Origin of the sequence: Martelella mediterranea DSM 17316 (genome assembly GCF_002043005.1) — a bacterium.
GTDB classification, from domain to species: domain Bacteria; phylum Pseudomonadota; class Alphaproteobacteria; order Rhizobiales; family Rhizobiaceae; genus Martelella; species Martelella mediterranea.
Map to the genome: position 1 here is coordinate 1,230,674 of NZ_CP020330.1, position 16,860 is coordinate 1,247,533.

General features: G+C 61.9%; 14 protein-coding genes and 1 pseudogene. 6 read left to right on the plus strand and 9 right to left on the minus strand.

What is annotated here, in order from left to right; translation table 11 throughout:
* The first annotated feature begins 155 nt into the window (after positions 1-155).
* Positions 156-629: a pyridoxamine 5'-phosphate oxidase family protein gene (locus Mame_RS05660; protein WP_018066095.1), complete on the plus strand. Its 474-nt coding sequence runs from the start codon at positions 156-158 to the stop codon at positions 627-629.
* Positions 623-1,969, plus strand: coding sequence for a GAF domain-containing protein (locus Mame_RS05665; protein WP_018066094.1), 1,347 nt, complete (start codon positions 623-625; stop codon positions 1,967-1,969). Before Mame_RS05660 ends, Mame_RS05665 begins: the two co-directional genes overlap by 7 nt.
* Positions 1,970-1,994: 25 nt before the next feature.
* Here Mame_RS05665 and Mame_RS05670 read toward each other — a convergent pair whose 3' ends face one another.
* Entirely contained in the window at positions 1,995-3,026 is a 1,032-nt protein-coding gene (locus Mame_RS05670; protein ID WP_018066093.1) for a glycosyltransferase family 4 protein, read from the minus strand.
* 247 nt (positions 3,027-3,273) lie between these two features.
* Between Mame_RS05670 and bglA the strand changes: the two genes are divergently transcribed.
* Positions 3,274-4,917, plus strand: a complete 1,644-nt coding sequence (gene bglA / locus Mame_RS05675) for a beta-galactosidase BglA (protein ID WP_018066092.1) — start codon at positions 3,274-3,276, stop codon at positions 4,915-4,917.
* A 62-nt stretch (positions 4,918-4,979) separates the two neighbouring features.
* On the opposite strand, the gene Mame_RS05680 is transcribed toward bglA, so the two are convergent.
* From Mame_RS05680 to choV, 6 genes and pseudogenes are all read right to left on the minus strand, one after another.
* The gene (locus Mame_RS05680; RefSeq protein ID WP_026173694.1) at positions 4,980-5,636 is read right to left on the minus strand and encodes an aquaporin; all 657 of its coding nucleotides are present in this window, start codon (positions 5,634-5,636) and stop codon (positions 4,980-4,982) included.
* Between the two features lie 144 nt (positions 5,637-5,780).
* A complete protein-coding gene (locus Mame_RS05685) occupies positions 5,781-6,653 on the minus strand; it encodes an aldose 1-epimerase family protein (protein ID WP_018066090.1) in 873 nt (290 codons plus the stop codon).
* Between the two features lie 251 nt (positions 6,654-6,904).
* Positions 6,905-8,233 (minus strand): omega-aminotransferase AptA, encoded by a 1,329-nt coding sequence (gene aptA, locus Mame_RS05690; RefSeq protein ID WP_018066089.1) that lies wholly within the window; start codon positions 8,231-8,233, stop codon positions 6,905-6,907.
* 177 nt (positions 8,234-8,410) lie between these two features.
* Complete coding sequence (locus tag Mame_RS26535) at positions 8,411-8,674, minus strand: ArsR/SmtB family transcription factor (protein WP_051085141.1); 264 nt, start codon at positions 8,672-8,674, stop codon at positions 8,411-8,413.
* Positions 8,675-8,979: 305 nt separating this feature from the next.
* A pseudogene (locus Mame_RS05700) lies at positions 8,980-9,462 on the minus strand (HugZ family pyridoxamine 5'-phosphate oxidase); the annotation flags it as partial.
* Positions 9,459-10,523, minus strand: a complete 1,065-nt coding sequence (choV, locus tag Mame_RS05705) for a choline ABC transporter ATP-binding protein (protein WP_018066086.1) — start codon at positions 10,521-10,523, stop codon at positions 9,459-9,461. The pseudogene Mame_RS05700 and the gene choV, both read right to left, overlap by 4 nt.
* 176 nt (positions 10,524-10,699) lie before the next feature.
* Here choV and Mame_RS05710 point away from each other — a divergent pair, with 176 nt between their 5' ends.
* On the plus strand, positions 10,700-11,281 hold the full coding sequence (locus Mame_RS05710) for a thymidine kinase (protein ID WP_026173693.1): 582 nt from the start codon (positions 10,700-10,702) through the stop codon (positions 11,279-11,281).
* Between the two features lie 29 nt (positions 11,282-11,310).
* Here the strand turns inward: Mame_RS05710 and Mame_RS05715 are convergent, their stop codons facing one another.
* Both Mame_RS05715 and Mame_RS05720 read right to left on the minus strand, forming a co-directional pair.
* Positions 11,311-12,162, minus strand: coding sequence for a helix-turn-helix transcriptional regulator (locus Mame_RS05715; RefSeq protein ID WP_079920703.1), 852 nt, complete (start codon positions 12,160-12,162; stop codon positions 11,311-11,313).
* 288 nt (positions 12,163-12,450) lie between these two features.
* Positions 12,451-14,775, minus strand: coding sequence for an NADP-dependent malic enzyme (locus Mame_RS05720; RefSeq protein ID WP_018066083.1), 2,325 nt, complete (start codon positions 14,773-14,775; stop codon positions 12,451-12,453).
* A gap of 238 nt (positions 14,776-15,013) precedes the next feature.
* On the opposite strand from Mame_RS05720, the gene Mame_RS05725 reads away from it, so the two are divergent.
* A complete protein-coding gene (locus Mame_RS05725) occupies positions 15,014-15,403 on the plus strand; it encodes a DoxX family protein (protein WP_018066082.1) in 390 nt (129 codons plus the stop codon).
* A gap of 132 nt (positions 15,404-15,535) precedes the next feature.
* Positions 15,536-16,831 carry an alpha/beta fold hydrolase gene (locus tag Mame_RS05730; protein WP_026173692.1) on the plus strand — a complete coding sequence of 432 codons (1,296 nt, stop codon included), beginning with the start codon at positions 15,536-15,538 and terminating at the stop codon, positions 16,829-16,831.
* Positions 16,832-16,860 lie beyond the last annotated feature (29 nt).

The window sequence follows — 16,860 nt, forward strand, 5'->3', positions numbered from 1 at the left end:
GCATTAGCCGCAGGCCTGGCGCCGCGCTTCCTAAAAGCTTGCTAAACGATTTCCCGCTTTCCTAAATCTTTCCTATTTGCAGGTCGTGGCTATGCCGATCCGATGGTCGCGGGTAGAATGGGCGAACGGCAATCGCGCCTGCTGTGGGGAATAAGGTGCTTGAAGGCGACGTCGCGGCATTTCTGTCCGGCAACGTGATGATTGTTGCAGCGACCACCGACGCGGCGCTGCGGCCTCATGTCGGTCGTGGGTGCGGGGCCTATTTCGATGTGGATCAGGGCGACATCGTCCTGTTGGCGTCCGCAAGCCAGTGGCCGGGCTTCCACGCCAATGCGAGAAAGGGCGGTTTGATCGCGGCAACCTTCGCGAATCCGAGCACCTATCGAGCAGTGCAGATAAAGGGGACGATTGGCGCTATTGCGCCTGCGGATCGCGCGCAGGTAGAGCGGGCGAGCCGCTATCTGGCGGTGATGCTCGATCTGCTGGCCGGGCTCGGCGTCAGCCGTCTTCAGCTTTCCTCGGTGTTCTGCGATGCCGATCTGGTCGCGGTCCGATTCTGGCCGGCCGATCTTTTCGTACAGACCCCCGGGCCTGGCGCCGGTGCGCGGATATGGAGCGAGAAATGCTGAGCGTTCCGCTGGAGGCGATCCGCGACAGTTTCGAAGGCATTATGCCATCGGTTATCGCGACCAGCGATGCCGACGGCATGCCCAATATCTCCTATCTCTCGCAGGTCCACTACGTCGATAGTGAGCATGTAGGCCTTTCCAACCAGTTCTTTTCGAAGACGGCTGCCAATGTCGCGGTCACGGGCAAGGCGACCTTGGTAGTGCTGGATGGGCGCATCGGCGTTCAGCACATGCTCGAGCTGGTCTTCGTGCGCTCCGATCGCTCCGGCGAAATATTCGATCGCCTCGCCGCCCAATTCGACGTCATGGCGGGCCTCCAGGAGACGTCGCACATGTTGCGGTTAAGGGCCGTGGACATCTACCGGGTGGATGCGTGCATCGCCATCGATCCTGTCGCTCCGCTGGCGCTGCCGCCGCCGCTGTTGCAAAGCCGCGAGAACCATTTCTGGCAAACCGCCGTAACAACAGGTGAACTCGCCGCGCTCGGCGATGCCGAGACGCTTCTCGACGTTAGCCTTGCGGTTCTGGAAGAACGCTTCGGGTTCGCTCATTCCATGATACTGATCGCCGATCTTGAGACAAACAGGCTCGTGACGGTCGCAAGCCGTGGCTATCCGCATTTCGGCTTTGGGGCCGAGATTCCCATTGGAGACGGCATCATCGGCATTGCCGCCGAACGCCGGCAAACCGTACGCATCCCCGATCTAAGACGCAGCCGGCGTTACGTCTCGGCAATCGCCTCTGCTACTGCGGCGACGTATGACGAAATCCCCATGCCGATGATCGATGAGCCGCAAAGCCAGGTTGCGGTGCCAATGATCGCCGGCGGACGCCTTATCGGCGTGTTGTTTGCCGAATCAGAAAGAAGCTTCGACTTTTCGCATAACGAGGAAGCCGCCCTCAGGGTGGTTGCGGCGCAGGTGGCCGCGGGTCTGGTTAATTTCGAGGTCGCTGATGGCCTGGGCGAGGCGGGTCCTCACGCCGCCGCGTCGGCGGCTGAAAGCGGCAATGAAAGCAGTTTCGCGTTTCAGTTTTTCCCGCGTGACGGCGGCGTGTTCATCGATAATGAATACGTCATCCGGGGCGTGCCGGGACGGCTGCTGCATTATTTTGTGCGCTTTTATGCGCAGGCGGGCAGGACGGTTTTCTCCAACCGCGAAATCCGGAGGGATAAAAGCCTCAACCTCCCGGACTTCAAGGACAATCTGGAGACCCGGCTGATCCTGTTGCGCCGACGGCTGGAAGAGCGCGGCGGGCCGGTGCGGCTGGAGCGTCCCGGACGCGGTCAGATACGTCTCGCGATAGACGGGAAGCCGGAAATTTCGATCGTGAATGAATAACGTTGTGCAGCGATAGCGGTGAAACTCAGCCGTCATGCGCGCGAGTTACGTTGTCATGGAACTGCGCGGCGGCTGCCTCCCAGGTGTAGGTTGCGGCCAATTCGCGGGCCTTTTCCGATGCGCAATCGAGTGCTTTGAGGCAGGCGGCACCGAGGTCCTCGTCGAGTGCGCCCGCCTGTTCGTGGCCGCCGAGGATATCGGCCGGGCCGGTGACGGGGAAGGCCGCCACGGGAATGCCGGATGACAGCGCCTCGATGATGGTGTTGCCGAAGGTGTCGGTCTTGGAGGTGAAGACGAAGACATCGGCCTCGGCATAGGCTTTGGCCAGTTCGTCGCCTTTCAGCATGCCGAGAAAATGGGCCTTCTGATATTTCTGCTCGAGATCGCGTCGCGCGGGGCCGTCGCCGACGATCACGATACTGCCCGGCAGGTCGAGGGAGAGCAGCGCCTGGATGTTCTTTTCCACCGCCACGCGCGCGACGGTCAGAAAGATCGGCCGGGGCAGGCCGCCGAACGGGGCATCCGTCTTCGGGCGCGGATAGAACAGCGTGTTGTCGATCCCCCGGCTCCAGCGCATCAGATTGTTGAAGCCATGACCCTCGAGTTCGCGGGCGAGGCTTTCGGTGGCGACCATGCAGCCATTGCCGGCATTGTGGAAGTTGCGCATCATCGAATAGAGCCAGCTTGCCGGGATCGGCAGGCGCGCGGAGACATATTCCGGAAACCGCGTGTGGTAGCTCGTCGAAAAGCGGAACTTCCTTCTGCGGCACCAGCGCCGCGCCTTGTAGCCGAGCGGCCCTTCGGTGGCGATGTGAACGTAATCCGGACGGCTTTCCTCGATCAGGCGGGCCACGTGGCGGTAGCTCGCCAGCGCCAGGCGGATTTCCGGATAGGTCGGCATGCCCATGTTGCGGAACATGTCGGGGGTGATCATCGTCACCTCCATGCCCATCTTCGCCAGCTCGCGATTGGTGTTCTCGATGGTCCGGACCACGCCGTTGACCTGCGGATGCCAGGCATCGGAAACGAGGGTCAGTCTTTTCACCGGTTCGTTCATCAAGAGACTTTCTGGAGCCGAAGGGTCCTTGAGAGGGTTCAGCCGCTTTAGCCCGCGCATATGTCAGTCATATTACAGTGGCACTTTCGCCGTGATTGTGCGTTGCAAAAGAAACGTGGCCGCCGCATTTACCTCGGGCGGTCGCGGAGATAGGCTCACGGCGAGAGCGCGTCCAGGAAAAGTGGATACCGGCTTTCCGTCCGGGCGCGCGTAAAAAAGATAGAGCATTTCGACCAGGGAATTTTCAATGACGGACGGCAATACCGGCAATTGGTGGCGTGGCGGCGTCATCTACCAGATCTATCCCCGCTCCTTTCAGGATACCACAGGCGACGGCATTGGCGATCTGCCCGGCATCACCCGGCGGCTCACCTATGTGGCCGAACTCGGCGTCGATGCGATCTGGCTGTCGCCCTTCTTCAAGTCGCCAATGGCCGACATGGGCTATGATGTCTCGGACTACCTCGATGTCGATCCCATGTTCGGCACGCTCGATGATTTCAGGGCGCTGGTCGACGAAGCCCACAGGCTCGGCCTGAAGGTCATCATCGATCAGGTGCTGTCACATACCTCCGACCAGCATCCCTGGTTCAAGGAAAGCCGTTCAAGCAAGGATAATCCCAAGGCCGACTGGTATGTCTGGGCTGATGCCAAACCCGATGGCACGGCGCCCAACAACTGGATGTCGATCTTCGGCGGTCCGGGCTGGGAATGGGACGGCACCCGCAAGCAGTATTACATGCATAATTTCCTGACGAGCCAGCCCGATCTCAACTTTCATTGCGAGGCGGTGCAGGATGCGTTGCTCGACGCGGTTCGGTTCTGGCTCGATCTCGGTGTCGATGGCTTCCGCCTCGATACGGTCAACTATTATTTCTGCGACGACAAGCTGCGCGACAACCCGCCGATGCTGGAGGATGACGATGCCGCCGGCCTCGATGCCCCCGATGTGAATCCCTACGGTTTTCAGAAGCACATTTACGACAAGACAAGGCCGGAGAATATCGGCTTTCTGAAGCGTTTCCGCGCGCTGCTCGATCAATATGACGACCGCTCCTCGGTCGGCGAGGTCGGCGATGGCGCGCGCTCATTGAAGACGGTTGCCGATTATACCGCCGGCAATGACAAGCTTCATATGTGCTACACCTTCGATTTCCTCGGACCGGATTTCTCGCCGGCCCATATCCGCAAATGCGTGGAGAATTTCTTCGCCGTGGTCTCGGATGGCTGGGTGTGCTGGGCGTTTTCCAACCACGATGTCGATCGCCATGTCTCGCGCTTTGCGAAAACGGAGGCCGAACGCGAGCCGGTCGCGCGGCTCGCCATTTCGGTTCTGGCAACGCTCAGGGGTTCGATCTGCCTCTACCAGGGCGAGGAGCTTGGCCTGCCGCAGGCGGAGCTTGCCTTCGAGGATCTGCGCGACCCCTACGGCATCCGCTTCTGGCCGTCCTACAAGGGCCGCGACGGTTGCCGCACGCCGATGCCGTGGAGCAATGTGCCGCCTGATGCCGGCTTTTCCACGGCCGAAAAGCCCTGGTTGCCGGTGCCGGAAGCCCATCTGCCGCTTTCGGTGTTCGAGCAGACACCGCGGCCGGATTCGGTCTACAGCCATTACCGCGCCACGCTCGCCTTTCGCGCCGAGCACGCGGCGCTGTTTGACGGCGATATCGAATTTCACGACTGCGAAAACGACGATGTGCTGATGTTTACCCGCAGCAAGGGCAATGAAACATTGCTGTTCGTCTTCAACTTCGCCGACACGCCGCAGGCGGTGGCGTTGCAGATGGCCGTTGATCACGTCCATTCGCTTGATCTGCCGGGCATGACGGGCGTGCTGAACGGCGCCGAGGTGGAACTCGGCGCGTTCGACGGGTTTTGCGCGCGGATCTAGAACAGGTTTGCCGCGCTCAATGTGATGGCGGAAACCCGGCATGCCGGGTTTCCGCGTCGGGCTCAGTCTTCGAGCGCCTTGAAGCGATAGAATAATGCGCCGAGCAAGCCACCGGCCAGCGGCGCGACGATGAACAGCCAGAGCTGGGCCAGCGCATGGCCGCCGGCAAGCAGCGCGGGGCCGAAGCTGCGGGCCGGATTGACCGAAACGCCTGTCACCTGAATACCGACAAGGTGGATGGCGACGAGCGTCAGCCCGATCGCGAGCCCAGCAAAGCCGGCGGGCGCCGCGGCGGCGGTCGAACCGAGGATGACGATCACGAAAATCGCGGTGAACACGACCTCGAAGACGAGCGCCGCCGGCAGCGCATATTCGCCGAGATAGCCCGGACCCCAGCCGTTCTGTCCAAGGCTGGCCGTGGAGCCGGCGATGATCGCCAGAACGAATGCGCCCACCAGCGCGCCGGCGAACTGAGCGACCCAGTAGCGCAGCATTTCGCCGGCAGGCATGCGGCCCGCGACAAATACGCCGAGGCTGACGGCGGGATTGATGTGGCAACCGGAGATCGGCCCGATGCCATAGGCCATGGCGACAATGGCGAGACCGAATGCAAAGGCGATGCCGGTCTGCCCGATGGCATCGCCGCCCAGAACGGCCGCGCCGCAGCCAAACAGCACAAGCACCGCCGTGCCGATAAATTCTGCCACGAGTTTCTTCATGTTGAGGACCCCGAAAAAACGGCGGCCCCCATTCCCCGAGCGGCTCGCCGACAATTGAACGATCAATGTGGAGCGACCCAGGTGTTTTTTTCGAGATATGCGCGATTGATTCGCGTTTAGCAAGCAAAATAAGAGAGCGGCAACCTATCCGTCTATCGTCACGGACCAGCCGAAGCGCGCCGACTTGCCGGCGGGCAGCGTGACGGTGAACGGCCGGTCTTCGATCGCCGGGCCCTTGCCGTGGGCCGCGGCCATGCCGTGCCAGGGCTCGACGCAGATATAGGGCGCGCCGGGCTTGGTCCAGAGCGCGAGGTTTGGCAGGTTCTCGAAGCGGAAATGCAGCGACGGGCCGTCCTCGGCGCTGAGGCTCAGCCGATCGCCTGCGCCTTCGGGGAAGATCATCGCATCCTCCTCGAAATAATCATGGTCGAGGGCGAGCAAACCCTCCGCGAAGGGCGAGGCGAGCGGCGTCAGGTCCAAGAGGCCGTCGCGCAGGCGGATCATCGCTGGCGCGGCGCGGTTTGCGAGCGCGATGTGATGGACATGGCCCCTGGTCAGGCCCGGCATCGGCCAGCGGAAGGCGGGATGAAAGCCGAAGCCGAACGGCATTGGCCGGTCGTCCCGGTTATCCACCTCGGCGGTCACCGTCAGCGTCGCGTCCGACAGCGCATGGGTGATCGAGAGCGAGAATTCGAACGGATAGGCCAGCCGCGTCTCGTCCGTAGGGTCGAGCCGGAAGCGGCAGGAGGCGGGCGAGCTGTCCTCGAGCGCGAACACGCTCTTGCGGGCAAAGCCGTGCTGTTGCATCGGGAATGCCATGCCCTCGATCGTCACCCTGTTGTCCGGCGCCTTGCCGACGATCGGAAACAGGATGGGGGCGCGGCCGGTCCAGTAGGCCGGGTCGCCGTCCCAGAGCCATTCGCGCCCGTCCTTGCTGGTGAGAGAGCGGGTCTCGGCGCCAAGCGGCGAGACCGCGACGGCAAGGCGTTCGTTTTTGATCAGAATATCGTCGGACATGACGGCATCTCCCGTTTGCGGCAGCGCAACAGTAGAGCAATTCCAGGTGAAGTGGATACCGGTTCACCGTCCGGAATTGCGTAAAACAAAGAGATAGAGCCTTTTCGCGTTTCCGTGAAACGCGGAATGGCTCTAGTGGAGAACGGCGAAAAGCGGAACCGGTTCTCGCCAAATCCGAGGCAGCGGCGGAAAGCGGCGCGGCGGGCGAACCCGATGCGCCGGCTTTCACGCCCGCAGCGATACGCGGGGCCTCAGATATTGTTCATCAGCACCTTGCGCAGCTTCTCGAACAGTTCGTCGATCTCGGACTTGGAAATGATCAGCGGCGGCGACAGCGCGATGATATCGCCGGTGGTGCGGATCAGCAGGCCATCCTCATAGGCCTTCAGGAAGGCGGTGAAGGCGCGTTTCGTGGCTTCGCCCGCGATCGGCTCCAGCTCGATCGCGCCGATCAGCCCGGTGTTGCGGATGTCGATGACATAGGGGCAGTCGCGCAGGCTGTGGAGCTGTTCTTCCCAATAGGGCGCCAGTTCGGCGGCCCGCGTCAGCAGGCCCTCCTCCTTGTAGGTGTCGAGCGTGGCAAGCGCCGCGGCCGACGCCATCGGATTGCCGGAATAGGTATAGCCGTGGAAGAACTCGATCATGTGTTCCGGGCCGCTCATGAAGGCATCGTGGATCGCGGAGGTCACGAACACCGCGCCCATCGGGATGACGCCGTTGGTCAGCCCCTTGGCGGTGATGATGATGTCCGGTTTGACGTCATAATACTGCGCGGCAAAGGGCGTGCCGAGACGGCCGTAACCGGTGATCACTTCATCGAAGATCAGCAGGATGCCGTATTTGGTGCAGATCTCGCGCAGCTTCTTGAGATAGCCCTTCGGCGGAATGAGGACGCCGGTGGAGCCGGCGACGGGCTCAACGATGACGGCTGCAATGGTCGAGGGGTCGTGGAGCGTGACGATCCGCTCGAGTTCGCTCGCAAGATCACCACCATGCTCCGGCTGGCCCTTGGTGAAGGCGTTCTTCTCCGGCAGGTGGGTGTGGGGCAGATGGTCGACGCCGGTCAGAAGCGTGCCGAACATCTTGCGGTTGGCCACGATGCCGCCGACCGAGATGCCGCCGAAATTGACGCCGTGATAGCCGCGCTCGCGTCCGATCAGCCGGAAGCGCGAGCCCTCGCCCTTCGCCCGGTGGTAGGCAAGCGCGACCTTGAGCGCGGTCTCGACCGATTCGGAGCCCGAATTGGTGTAGAGCACATGGTTCATGCCCTCCGGCGCGATATCGACCAGCCGGTTCGCAAGCTCGAAAGCCTTGGGGTGGGCGAGCTGGAAGGCGGGGGCGTAATCGAGTTCGCCGGCCTGTTTGCGGATCGCCTCAACGATCTTCGGCCGGCAGTGACCGGCGTTCACGCACCAGAGCCCCGCGGTCGCGTCCAGAACCTTGCGACCGTCGGCGGTCGTGTAATACATGTCCTTGGCGGCCACGAACATGCGCGGGGCCTTCTTGAACTGCCGGTTGGCGGTAAACGGCATCCAGAATGCGTCGAGATTGTTGGGCGTCACATTGGCGCTGTCGGACATGAGCTGCTCCACAAAAGAAAGCGACCCGTCGCCGGGCCCTGTTGCTTCAATACTATTGGAGAGCACGTTATCAGCGGTACCGCCGCCGTCAAGCGAAAGCCTCTGCCAGAAGGCACAATCCGTCAGGCATCGCCCTGACTATCCCTGTCGGCCCGCGATGCGCCGACCGACAGAGGCTCAGCCCGCCTTGCGGCTGGCAATCATTTCCTCGTCGTAGATCTCTCCGAGCGTGTCGAGAAGCTTGCGGACCGGTTCGGCATGCGTGCTGTAATAGATGGTCTGCGCTTCGCGCCGCGTTTCAACGAGGTTCTGGGCGCGCAGCTTCGACAGGTGCTGCGACAGGGCGGATTGACTGAGGCCGACGCGGACCGCGAGCGCGCCAACCGGCATCTCCCGTTCGATCAGCACGCAGAGAATCTGAAGACGCTTCGGGTTCGCCATCGCCGAAAGCAGGCTGGCGGCCGGAGAGGTCTTGTCTGACAGTTTGTTTGCGCTCACATCAGTACTCCTTGGATCGACAGTAAGTGTCAATAATTTTCCAATGCCTAAAATGGAATGTAACTGAGTCTCCCGGAAAAAAATAATACGAAATTTAGGGTATTTTTTAACAGGGTGACCGAAAATAAAGGAGAAATCCATTTCCGTCCGCCCTCTGCATCGAATTAACTCGACTGATTACTGACAAATGACAAGCAGGTGCCGATCTCAACGTGACGCGACATGCGGTCAGGCTTTCATCCGGGTTCGATCAGATCCTTGCCCTCGATGGCATAGGCCTTGCCAAAACCGCCATTGAGGTTCGCCGATACAGGCGACAGTCGGAAAAGGTTGAAATCGGGGAAATCGATATAGGTCTTCGCCTTCGGGTGACGCTCGAGGAACCGCTCCCGCATCCGCGCGTGGTCGTCGCTGCCGCGTTCAATGACCCCGGCCAGGCACCGCGTCGTCATGCGCGGATGGGCCATCGGGTCTCCCTTTCCAGGTTCCCCCGTCAAAAGCGATACCCTGCCGTCGCGCTGAATCGCCCTGGTATGGCTCGACAGCGCCGAAATCAGGATCACGGGCGCGCCGTCGGTGTCGGTCGCGATCAGCACCCGGCTTGCAAGCGGAAATCCGGTCTCCGGTTCGTTGACGGCAAGGGCGGCAAAGCCGGCATCGCGCAGAAGCGATTTTGCCAGCCGGATCGCCGCTTCGTCGGTTTCGCGCAGGGGAGAGGATTTCTCGTTCATGCCAAAGGCTCCGCGGATCGGGGCCGCCGCGGCGAAAGGCTGGCTGTAATCTCGCGGTGCGAGATCGTTCCGGCAATGCGCCCGCCTTCGACGACGCCGATCGTTCCGGGCCGTTCCGCAAGCACGCGTATCAGCGTCATGGCCGGCGTTGCGGCTTTGACGGTCGCGGCGATCTGCGTGTCCAACTGGCTGCGCGAGGATACCGGGTTCATGATGTCTCCTGCCGTCAGAACCGTGAGCGGGTTGGTGTTGGCGACGAAATCGGCAACATAGTCGTTTGCCGGGTTCTTGATGATTACGCGCGGCGTATCCGTCTGGATTATCTTGCCGCCTTCCATGATCGCGATGCGATCGCCGAGCTTGATGGCTTCATCGAGATCGTGGCTGACGAACAGGATCGATTTTCTGAGACGCTGCTGCAACTCCAGCAACTCATCCTGCAGATGCGCGCGGATCAGCGGATCGAGCGCCGAAAACGGCTCGTCCATCAGCAGGATGGGGGCGCCGGTGGCAAAGGCGCGCGCCAGGCCGACACGCTGCTGCATGCCGCCTGAAAGCGCGTCGATCGGGCTGTCGGCCCAGTCGGAGAGGTTGACCAGCGCAAGCTGTTCTTCGATGCGCTCGCGCCGCTCGCGTTTGGGCACGCCCGAAAGCTCGAGCCCGAGGCCGACATTTTCGGCAACGCTCAGCCAGGGCAGCAGCGCGAACTGCTGGAACACCATGGAAACGGACCGTGCCCTCAGCGCCCTGAGCGCTTTGGCGCCGGCGGCATAGGGATTGATGACGCCGTCTTCGGTATGCACCTCGACGTCGCCGCGCACGACCGGTGCCAGGCCATTGACGGCGCGCAGCAAGGTCGATTTTCCAGAACCCGAAAGGCCCATCAGCACGACGATCTCGCCGCGTCCAAGCTTCAGCGAGGCGTTGGAGACGCCGACGAGGCTGCCGGTGCGGGCGTGAATGTCATCACGCGAAAAACCGGCATCGATGAGCGGCAGGGCGCGGCGCGCATGCCTGCCATAGACGATATCGATTGCGTTGATCTCGACGACTGTTTCCATGGGTTCTGCGTCAGTATGGGCAGGAGGGGATGGCAGGCGGCTGTTTCTCATATTCAGGGCGAAGCGGCAAGATGCGCAGCGCGAAAGCGGCGGCCCGCGCTTTTCTGTGGCTTTCTGCGATTCAGACTTCTTGCGGGCTGCCGTTCGCGGCAAGAAAGAACAAAAAGGACCGCAAAATGGCGAAACTTCACTTTTACTATGCCACGATGAACGCCGGCAAATCGACCTTGCTGCTTCAGGCCGCCTATAATTACCGCGAGCGCGGCATGCACGCCGTTATCCTGCTGGCAGAACTCGATGATCGCGGCGGCAAGGGCGTGGTTTCCTCGCGGATCGGGCTCAAGGCCGAGGCGGTCACGTTCGGCCAGGACACCGACCTGTTCGAATGCGCGGGCGCGCTCGACCAGGAGCGCAAGATCGATTGCCTGTTCGTCGACGAGGCCCATTTCGCCACCGCCGAGCATGCCTGGCAATTGGCGCGGGTCGTCGATGAACTCAAGATTCCCGTGATGGCCTATGGCCTCAGATCCGATTTCATGGGCCGGCTGTTTCCGGCATCGGCCGAACTGTTCGTGCTCGCGGATGAAATCAGGGAGGTGCGGACCATCTGCCATTGCGGTCGCAAGGCCACCATGGTGGTGCGTCTGGATCAGGCCGGCAACGCGCTGCTCGAAGGCCCCCAGATCGAGGTCGGCGGCAATGACCGCTATGTCTCCTATTGCCGCCTCCACTGGAAGGAAAAGACCGGCCGCCGATAGCGCGTTTCCTGCTGCGCCGCTCGGCGCGCTTATTCGATCAGCTTGAGACGGATCGCCTTTGCCACCAGTTGGGCCCTGTTGACGCATTCCATCTTGCGGATCGCGTTCGCCAGATAGGCGTTTATGGTGTGGTCGGAGAGGTTGAGGATCCGGCCGATCTCGTGCGAGGTCTTGCCCTCGGCGGTCCATTTGATGACTTCCAGTTCCCGCGAGGACAGGCTCTTCAGGTGGTGGGCGGAAACCGGCCGCAACTGCTCGAACCGGCGGCAGGCGGTGACCGCAAGCCGGTCGAGCTCCGCCTTTTCCGCGTCGTCGAGCGGTTCGCGATCCCCGAACAGCAAAAACGCCAGGGGCTCCGGCTGACAGTCCGGCGCCGTGAAGACAACCCCCATGCGAACATGGATGGTCTTGAGGCGCTGGCCGAAAGCCGCCTCCGTGTCATCCAGTTCGAACTGGTCGATATCCCACTCGATCGGCGAGGTCGCAGCTCTCCACGACCGGACAAAGGCGGAATTTTGCAGGATCTCCGCCTGGTCATAGGCCGCGATGAGGGGATAGGGAAGCGAGGTAAAGTGAATCAACGACTGCAACAGCGCGTCCCCGCTCTGGGGAATATCAGTCAACGTAAAGTGGTTAAAACCAAAGGTTGACGTGATCTCTCCAAGCGCTACGATAAGCTCTGTCGTTGTGTCCGAACGCGCGACCCGCGCCCGCAGTTCCAGAATTCTGGATTCGTCCATCATCATCGCTATTTCTGCCATAACTTGTTGTCTCTTAATCATTTTTCGCATTTCAGCCCAAGGCGGACGAGAAGGGTCGGTGACCTCCCGAGGAATGTTATGAGAATAATGTTCGCGGACTATTCCCTCTTGAGTTGACATGGAAACTCTTTGCAGGCGACCATTGTCTTTAGTTTGATAAACCTTTCGACATGTAAAAATCAAGCTATGGTTGTAAATGTAATGTGAATATTCTTGTTCGGGCTACGATCTGCTCATGGTTTCATGGTGCGGAGGGGATTCCGGCCGGACTTTCTCGCCCTGGCGCAAAGCGCGGCAAATGCGCAGGTCCGCGCGCCGCCGGGCAACGACAAGGGCCGCCGGGAAACTGTCAGGGGTGAGCGTCTGGCCCGACGCCGGATAATCGCGGATTGCGACCTGCTATATTGCCTACTCGGCCGCCCGGCGCTTCTCCGAGGCCGCGACATCCGCCTCGACCACCGCAAGGCTCGCCATGTTGACGATGCCGCGCGAGGTTACCGAGGGCGACATGATGTGCGCCGGCAGGGCGCTGCCGAGCAGGATCGGCCCGACATGAAGCGCCTCGAGCATGCTCTGGACCACCGTCATGGTGATATGGGCGGCATCGAGCGAGGGGAAGATCAACAGATTGGCTTCGCCCGTCAGCGTGCTGTTGGGCATGGCGCGTTCGCGTAGCAATTCGGAAATCGCGGTATCGCCGTGCATTTCGCCGTCGACCTCGAGTTCGGGCATGCGGGCGCGCACCAGCGCCAGCGCTTCACGCATCTTTGTCGCGCTCTCGGAATCGCGCGAGCCGAAATTGGAGTGCGAGACGAGTGCTGCCTTCGCCGTGATGCCGAAGCGGGCAACGGCGCGGGCGGACTGGATCGTGGTCTCCGCGATCTCTTCCGCGCTCGGGCAATAGGTCACATGGGTATCGGCGAAGAAGGTCGCGCCGCGGTTGGAGATCAACAGGCCAAGGCTCGAGAAGTCGCGCACATCCTCATGCTTGCCGATGATGCTGCCGATATCGCGAAGGTGCTTCTCGAACCGGCCCTCGACGCCGCACAGAAGCGCATCCGCATCGCCGCGCTTGACCGCGAGCGCGCCGATCACCGTGGTGTTGGTGCGCACGATGGTGCGCGCGCGCTCCGGGGTGACGCCCTTGCGCGCGACGAAGGAGAGGTATTCGTCGACATATTCGCGGAATCGCGAATCGCTCTCCGGGTTGATGATCTCGAAATCCTCATGCAGCTTCATGCGCAGACCGTAGCGCTTCATGCGGGTTTCGAGCACGTTCGGTCGCCCGATCAGGATCGGCTGGGAGATACCTTCCTCGATCAGCACCTGGGCGGCGCGCATCACGCGCTCGTCCTCGCCGTCGGAGAAGATCACGCGCTTGCGCGCCGCGGCCTTGGCGGCGGCGAAGACCGGCTTCATCACCAGGCCGGAGCGGAAGGCGAAGCGCGTCAGGTTTTCGTAATAGGCCTGGTAGTCCGGGATGGGACGTTCGGCGACGCCGGTTTCTTCCGCCGCGCGGGCGACGGCCGGCGCAATGCGCAGGATCAGGCGCGGGTCGAAGGGCGAGGGGATCAGATAGTCCGGGCCGAAGATCAGCGGTTCGCCGTTGGCCGATGTCCGCGAGGCTTCCCATACCTCTTCCTTGGCCAGCCCCGCGATGGCGCGCACGGCGGCCATCTTCATTTCCTCGTTGATCGTGCGCGCGCCGCAATCCAGCGCGCCGCGGAAGATATAGGGGAAACACAGGACGTTGTTGACCTGGTTGGGGAAGTCCGAACGCCCGGTGCAGATCATCGCATCCTCGCGCTCGGCGCGGGCGAGATCGGGCATGATTTCCGGCACGGGATTGGCGAGCGCCATGATCATCGGGCGCGGCGCCATCTGCTTGAGCAGCGAGGGCTTCAGCGCACCTGCGACCGAGAGACCGAGAAACACGTCGGCGCCGGCGATATGGTCGGCCAGCGCATGGGCGTCGCTTTCCTGGGCGTAGATCGCCTTCCACTGGTCCATATTGGTCTCGCGGCCGGGATAGACCAGGCCATCAATGTCGAAGACCCAGATATTCTCGCGCCTGGCGCCGAGCGAGACCAGCAGGTTGAGGCAGGCAAGCGCCGCGGCGCCGGCGCCCGAGGCCACGATCTTGACGTTCTCCAGCGCTTTTCCGGCAAGCTCCAGCCCGTTCAGGATCGCGGCGGCGACGATGATGGCGGTGCCGTGCTGGTCGTCGTGGAAAACCGGGATCTGCATCTTCTCGCGCAGGATCCGCTCGACCTCGAAACATTCCGGCGCCTTGATGTCCTCGAGGTTGATCCCGCCGAAGGTGGGCTCCAGCGCGGAAATGGTGGAGACCATGCCATCGATCGACGGCGCGTCGATTTCGATATCGAAGACGTCGATGCCGGCGAATTTCTTGAACAGAACGGCCTTGCCTTCCATCACCGGCTTGGAGGCGAGCGGGCCGATATTGCCGAGACCGAGAACGGCCGTGCCGTTCGAAATCACGGCGACCAGATTGGCGCGGGAGGTGTATTGCGCGGCGTCATTGGGATTTTCGTGAATGGCGATGCAGGGCGCGCCGACGCCGGGCGAATAGGCAAGGGCGAGGTCGCGCTGGTTGCCGAGCGGCTTGGTCGCCTGGATTTCCAGCTTACCGGCACGCGGATAGCGGTGATAAAAAAGAGCCTGCTGCTGGAGGTCTTCCCCGGCGGGCTTCTTTCCTGTCGGTTCGCTCATCGTCTGGTCTCCTTGCACGGCGAAAAATCCGGTCCCCATAAAGTCGGGCGACTATATGGTCGGAAAAAAGGAACTGCAATCCATCCGGATCGCTTCCGGCGTTTTTGGATTTCGTTAGGCGTTGCGGTTGGCGACGCAGTGTTTACACATCCTCGTCTTCCGCGAACTGCTTTTTCGCGTATGTTAGCGGCTTCTGAAACCGCGCCCGCGCGGCAAACCATTATCACGGAGCTGATTTATGAGCACAAACCGCATGTTGCAGCCGATGGCGCCGATTTTCCTGGCCGTTCTGCGTGTCGTCACGGGGCTTCTCTTTCTGGAGCATGGTACCCAGAAGATCCTTCATTTTCCGGTCTCGGATTTTCATCCCCCGATGTTTTCGCTGCTGTGGGTCGGTGGCATTCTCGAAATCGTAGGCGGCGTACTGATCATTCTCGGCCTCTTCACCCGTCCGGTCGCCTTCGTCCTGTCGGGCATGATGGCTGTTGCCTATTTCATGATGCATGCGCCGAATAGCTTCTTCCCGGCGCTGAACGGTGGCGATGCGGCGATCCTGTTCTGCTTCATCTTCCTCTATCTCGTCTTCGCCGGTCCCGGCTCCTTCAGCCTGGACGGCAAGCGCAAGTAAGCTTCAGCGCATTCAAGACACACTAAAGCGGGCCCTGGCGCCCGCTTTTTTGTTGTGCCCGCGAAGCATGGTTGCCCTTTTGCCCGATCCGTTTTAGGCCACGGCAGAGATAGAAGGAGATCGGCCGCCATGATGCCGAAGCAATATATCATTCCCGGCATGATGATCCGGGACATGCTGGTGCCGGTGCCGCTCGACTGGAGCCGTCCGGAGGGGCCGGTGCTGCAGGTTTTCGCCCGCGAGATCGTCGATCCGGTCAAGCGGCGGGAGAACCTGCCGGTGCTTGCCTTCCTGCAAGGCGGACCGGGCGGCAAGTCGCCGCGTCCGGTCGCCGGCGGCCCGCCATGGCTGCAGGCTGCGCTGAAAACCCACCGGGTGGTGCTGATCGACCAGCGCGGAACCGGCCGCAGCAGCCCGATCGATGGCCATGTCATCTCCCGCTTTGAAAACGGCGAGGCGGCGGCGGACTACCTGATGCATTTCCGCGCCGACAGCATCGTCGCCGATTGCGAGCACATCCGCAAACAATTGCTGGGCGATGTCAAATGGGAGACGCTCGGCCAGAGCTTCGGCGGGTTCATCACGCTCACCTATCTGTCGCGCGCGCCGGAGGGGCTCGCCGCCTGCTATGTCACGGGCGGGCTTGCCGGACTTGCCGCCGAGGCGGAGGAGGTCTATCGCCGCACCTATCCGCGCGTTCTTTCCAAGAACCGGCGCTATTACCAGCGCTATCCCGAGGATGAGCGGCTTGCCGCCCGCATTGCCGATTTCATCGAAGACAACCCGGTTTACCTGCCGGACGGCGACCGGTTGAGCGTGCGCCGGCTGCAGACCCTGGGGCTGGGGCTCGGCATGGGCCCCGGACATGAGGTGCTTCATTTCCTGCTCGACGAGGCCTTCGCGGACCCTGACGAAACGCGGCTGTCGGAGAGTTTCCTGTTTTCAGTGATGGCCGAGACCGGTTTTGCCGGCAATCCGCTGTTCGCGGTGCTGCAGGAAAGCATCTATGCCCAGGGGCCCCGGCCCACCGCCTCCGCCGCTGAACGGATAAGGGGCGAATTCCCGCGCTTCGATCCGGCACGCCGGCCGCTGCTGTTCACCGGCGAGATGATCTATCCATGGATGTTCGAGGAAATCCGTTCGCTGCGCCCGTTTTCCGCCGCCGTCGAGGTGCTTGCGGCAAGAACGGACAATCCGCCGCTTTATGACGCCACGCGGCTGTTCGCCAATGACGTTCCGGTGGCCGCCGCCGTCTATCACGACGACATGTATGTCGATGCGGGCCTGTCGCTGGAGACCGCGAACCGTCTCGGCAATTGCCGGACTTGGGTCACCAATGAATATGAACACGACGGCGTGCGCCAGAGCCCGGCGGTTTTCGAACGGCTGCGGGAAATGGTGATGGCCGAGGGCGGTCCGCACGGGTGAGCGCCGCAGGGCGCAGGGGCGACGACGCG

Excerpts from the sequence above, each read along its gene's own strand:
- Mame_RS05710 (WP_026173693.1), top strand. The coding sequence starts at position 10,700 with ATGGCGAAACTTCACTTTTACTATGCCACGATGAACGCCGGCAAATCG.
- Mame_RS05665 (WP_018066094.1), top strand. The coding sequence starts at position 623 with ATGCTGAGCGTTCCGCTGGAGGCGATCCGCGACAGTTTCGAAGGCATT.
- Mame_RS05725 (WP_018066082.1), top strand. The coding sequence starts at position 15,014 with ATGAGCACAAACCGCATGTTGCAGCCGATGGCGCCGATTTTCCTGGCC.
- choV (WP_018066086.1), bottom strand. The coding sequence starts at position 10,523 with ATGGAAACAGTCGTCGAGATCAACGCAATCGATATCGTCTATGGCAGG.
- Mame_RS05670 (WP_018066093.1), bottom strand. The coding sequence starts at position 3,026 with ATGAACGAACCGGTGAAAAGACTGACCCTCGTTTCCGATGCCTGGCAT.
- Mame_RS05730 (WP_026173692.1), top strand. The coding sequence starts at position 15,536 with ATGCCGAAGCAATATATCATTCCCGGCATGATGATCCGGGACATGCTG.
- Mame_RS05680 (WP_026173694.1), bottom strand. The coding sequence starts at position 5,636 with ATGAAGAAACTCGTGGCAGAATTTATCGGCACGGCGGTGCTTGTGCTG.
- Mame_RS05720 (WP_018066083.1), bottom strand. The coding sequence starts at position 14,775 with ATGAGCGAACCGACAGGAAAGAAGCCCGCCGGGGAAGACCTCCAGCAG.
- aptA (WP_018066089.1), bottom strand. The coding sequence starts at position 8,233 with ATGTCCGACAGCGCCAATGTGACGCCCAACAATCTCGACGCATTCTGG.
- Mame_RS26535 (WP_051085141.1), bottom strand. The coding sequence starts at position 8,674 with ATGGCGAACCCGAAGCGTCTTCAGATTCTCTGCGTGCTGATCGAACGG.
- Mame_RS05685 (WP_018066090.1), bottom strand. The coding sequence starts at position 6,653 with ATGTCCGACGATATTCTGATCAAAAACGAACGCCTTGCCGTCGCGGTC.
- Mame_RS05715 (WP_079920703.1), bottom strand. The coding sequence starts at position 12,162 with ATGTCAACTCAAGAGGGAATAGTCCGCGAACATTATTCTCATAACATT.
- bglA (WP_018066092.1), top strand. The coding sequence starts at position 3,274 with ATGACGGACGGCAATACCGGCAATTGGTGGCGTGGCGGCGTCATCTAC.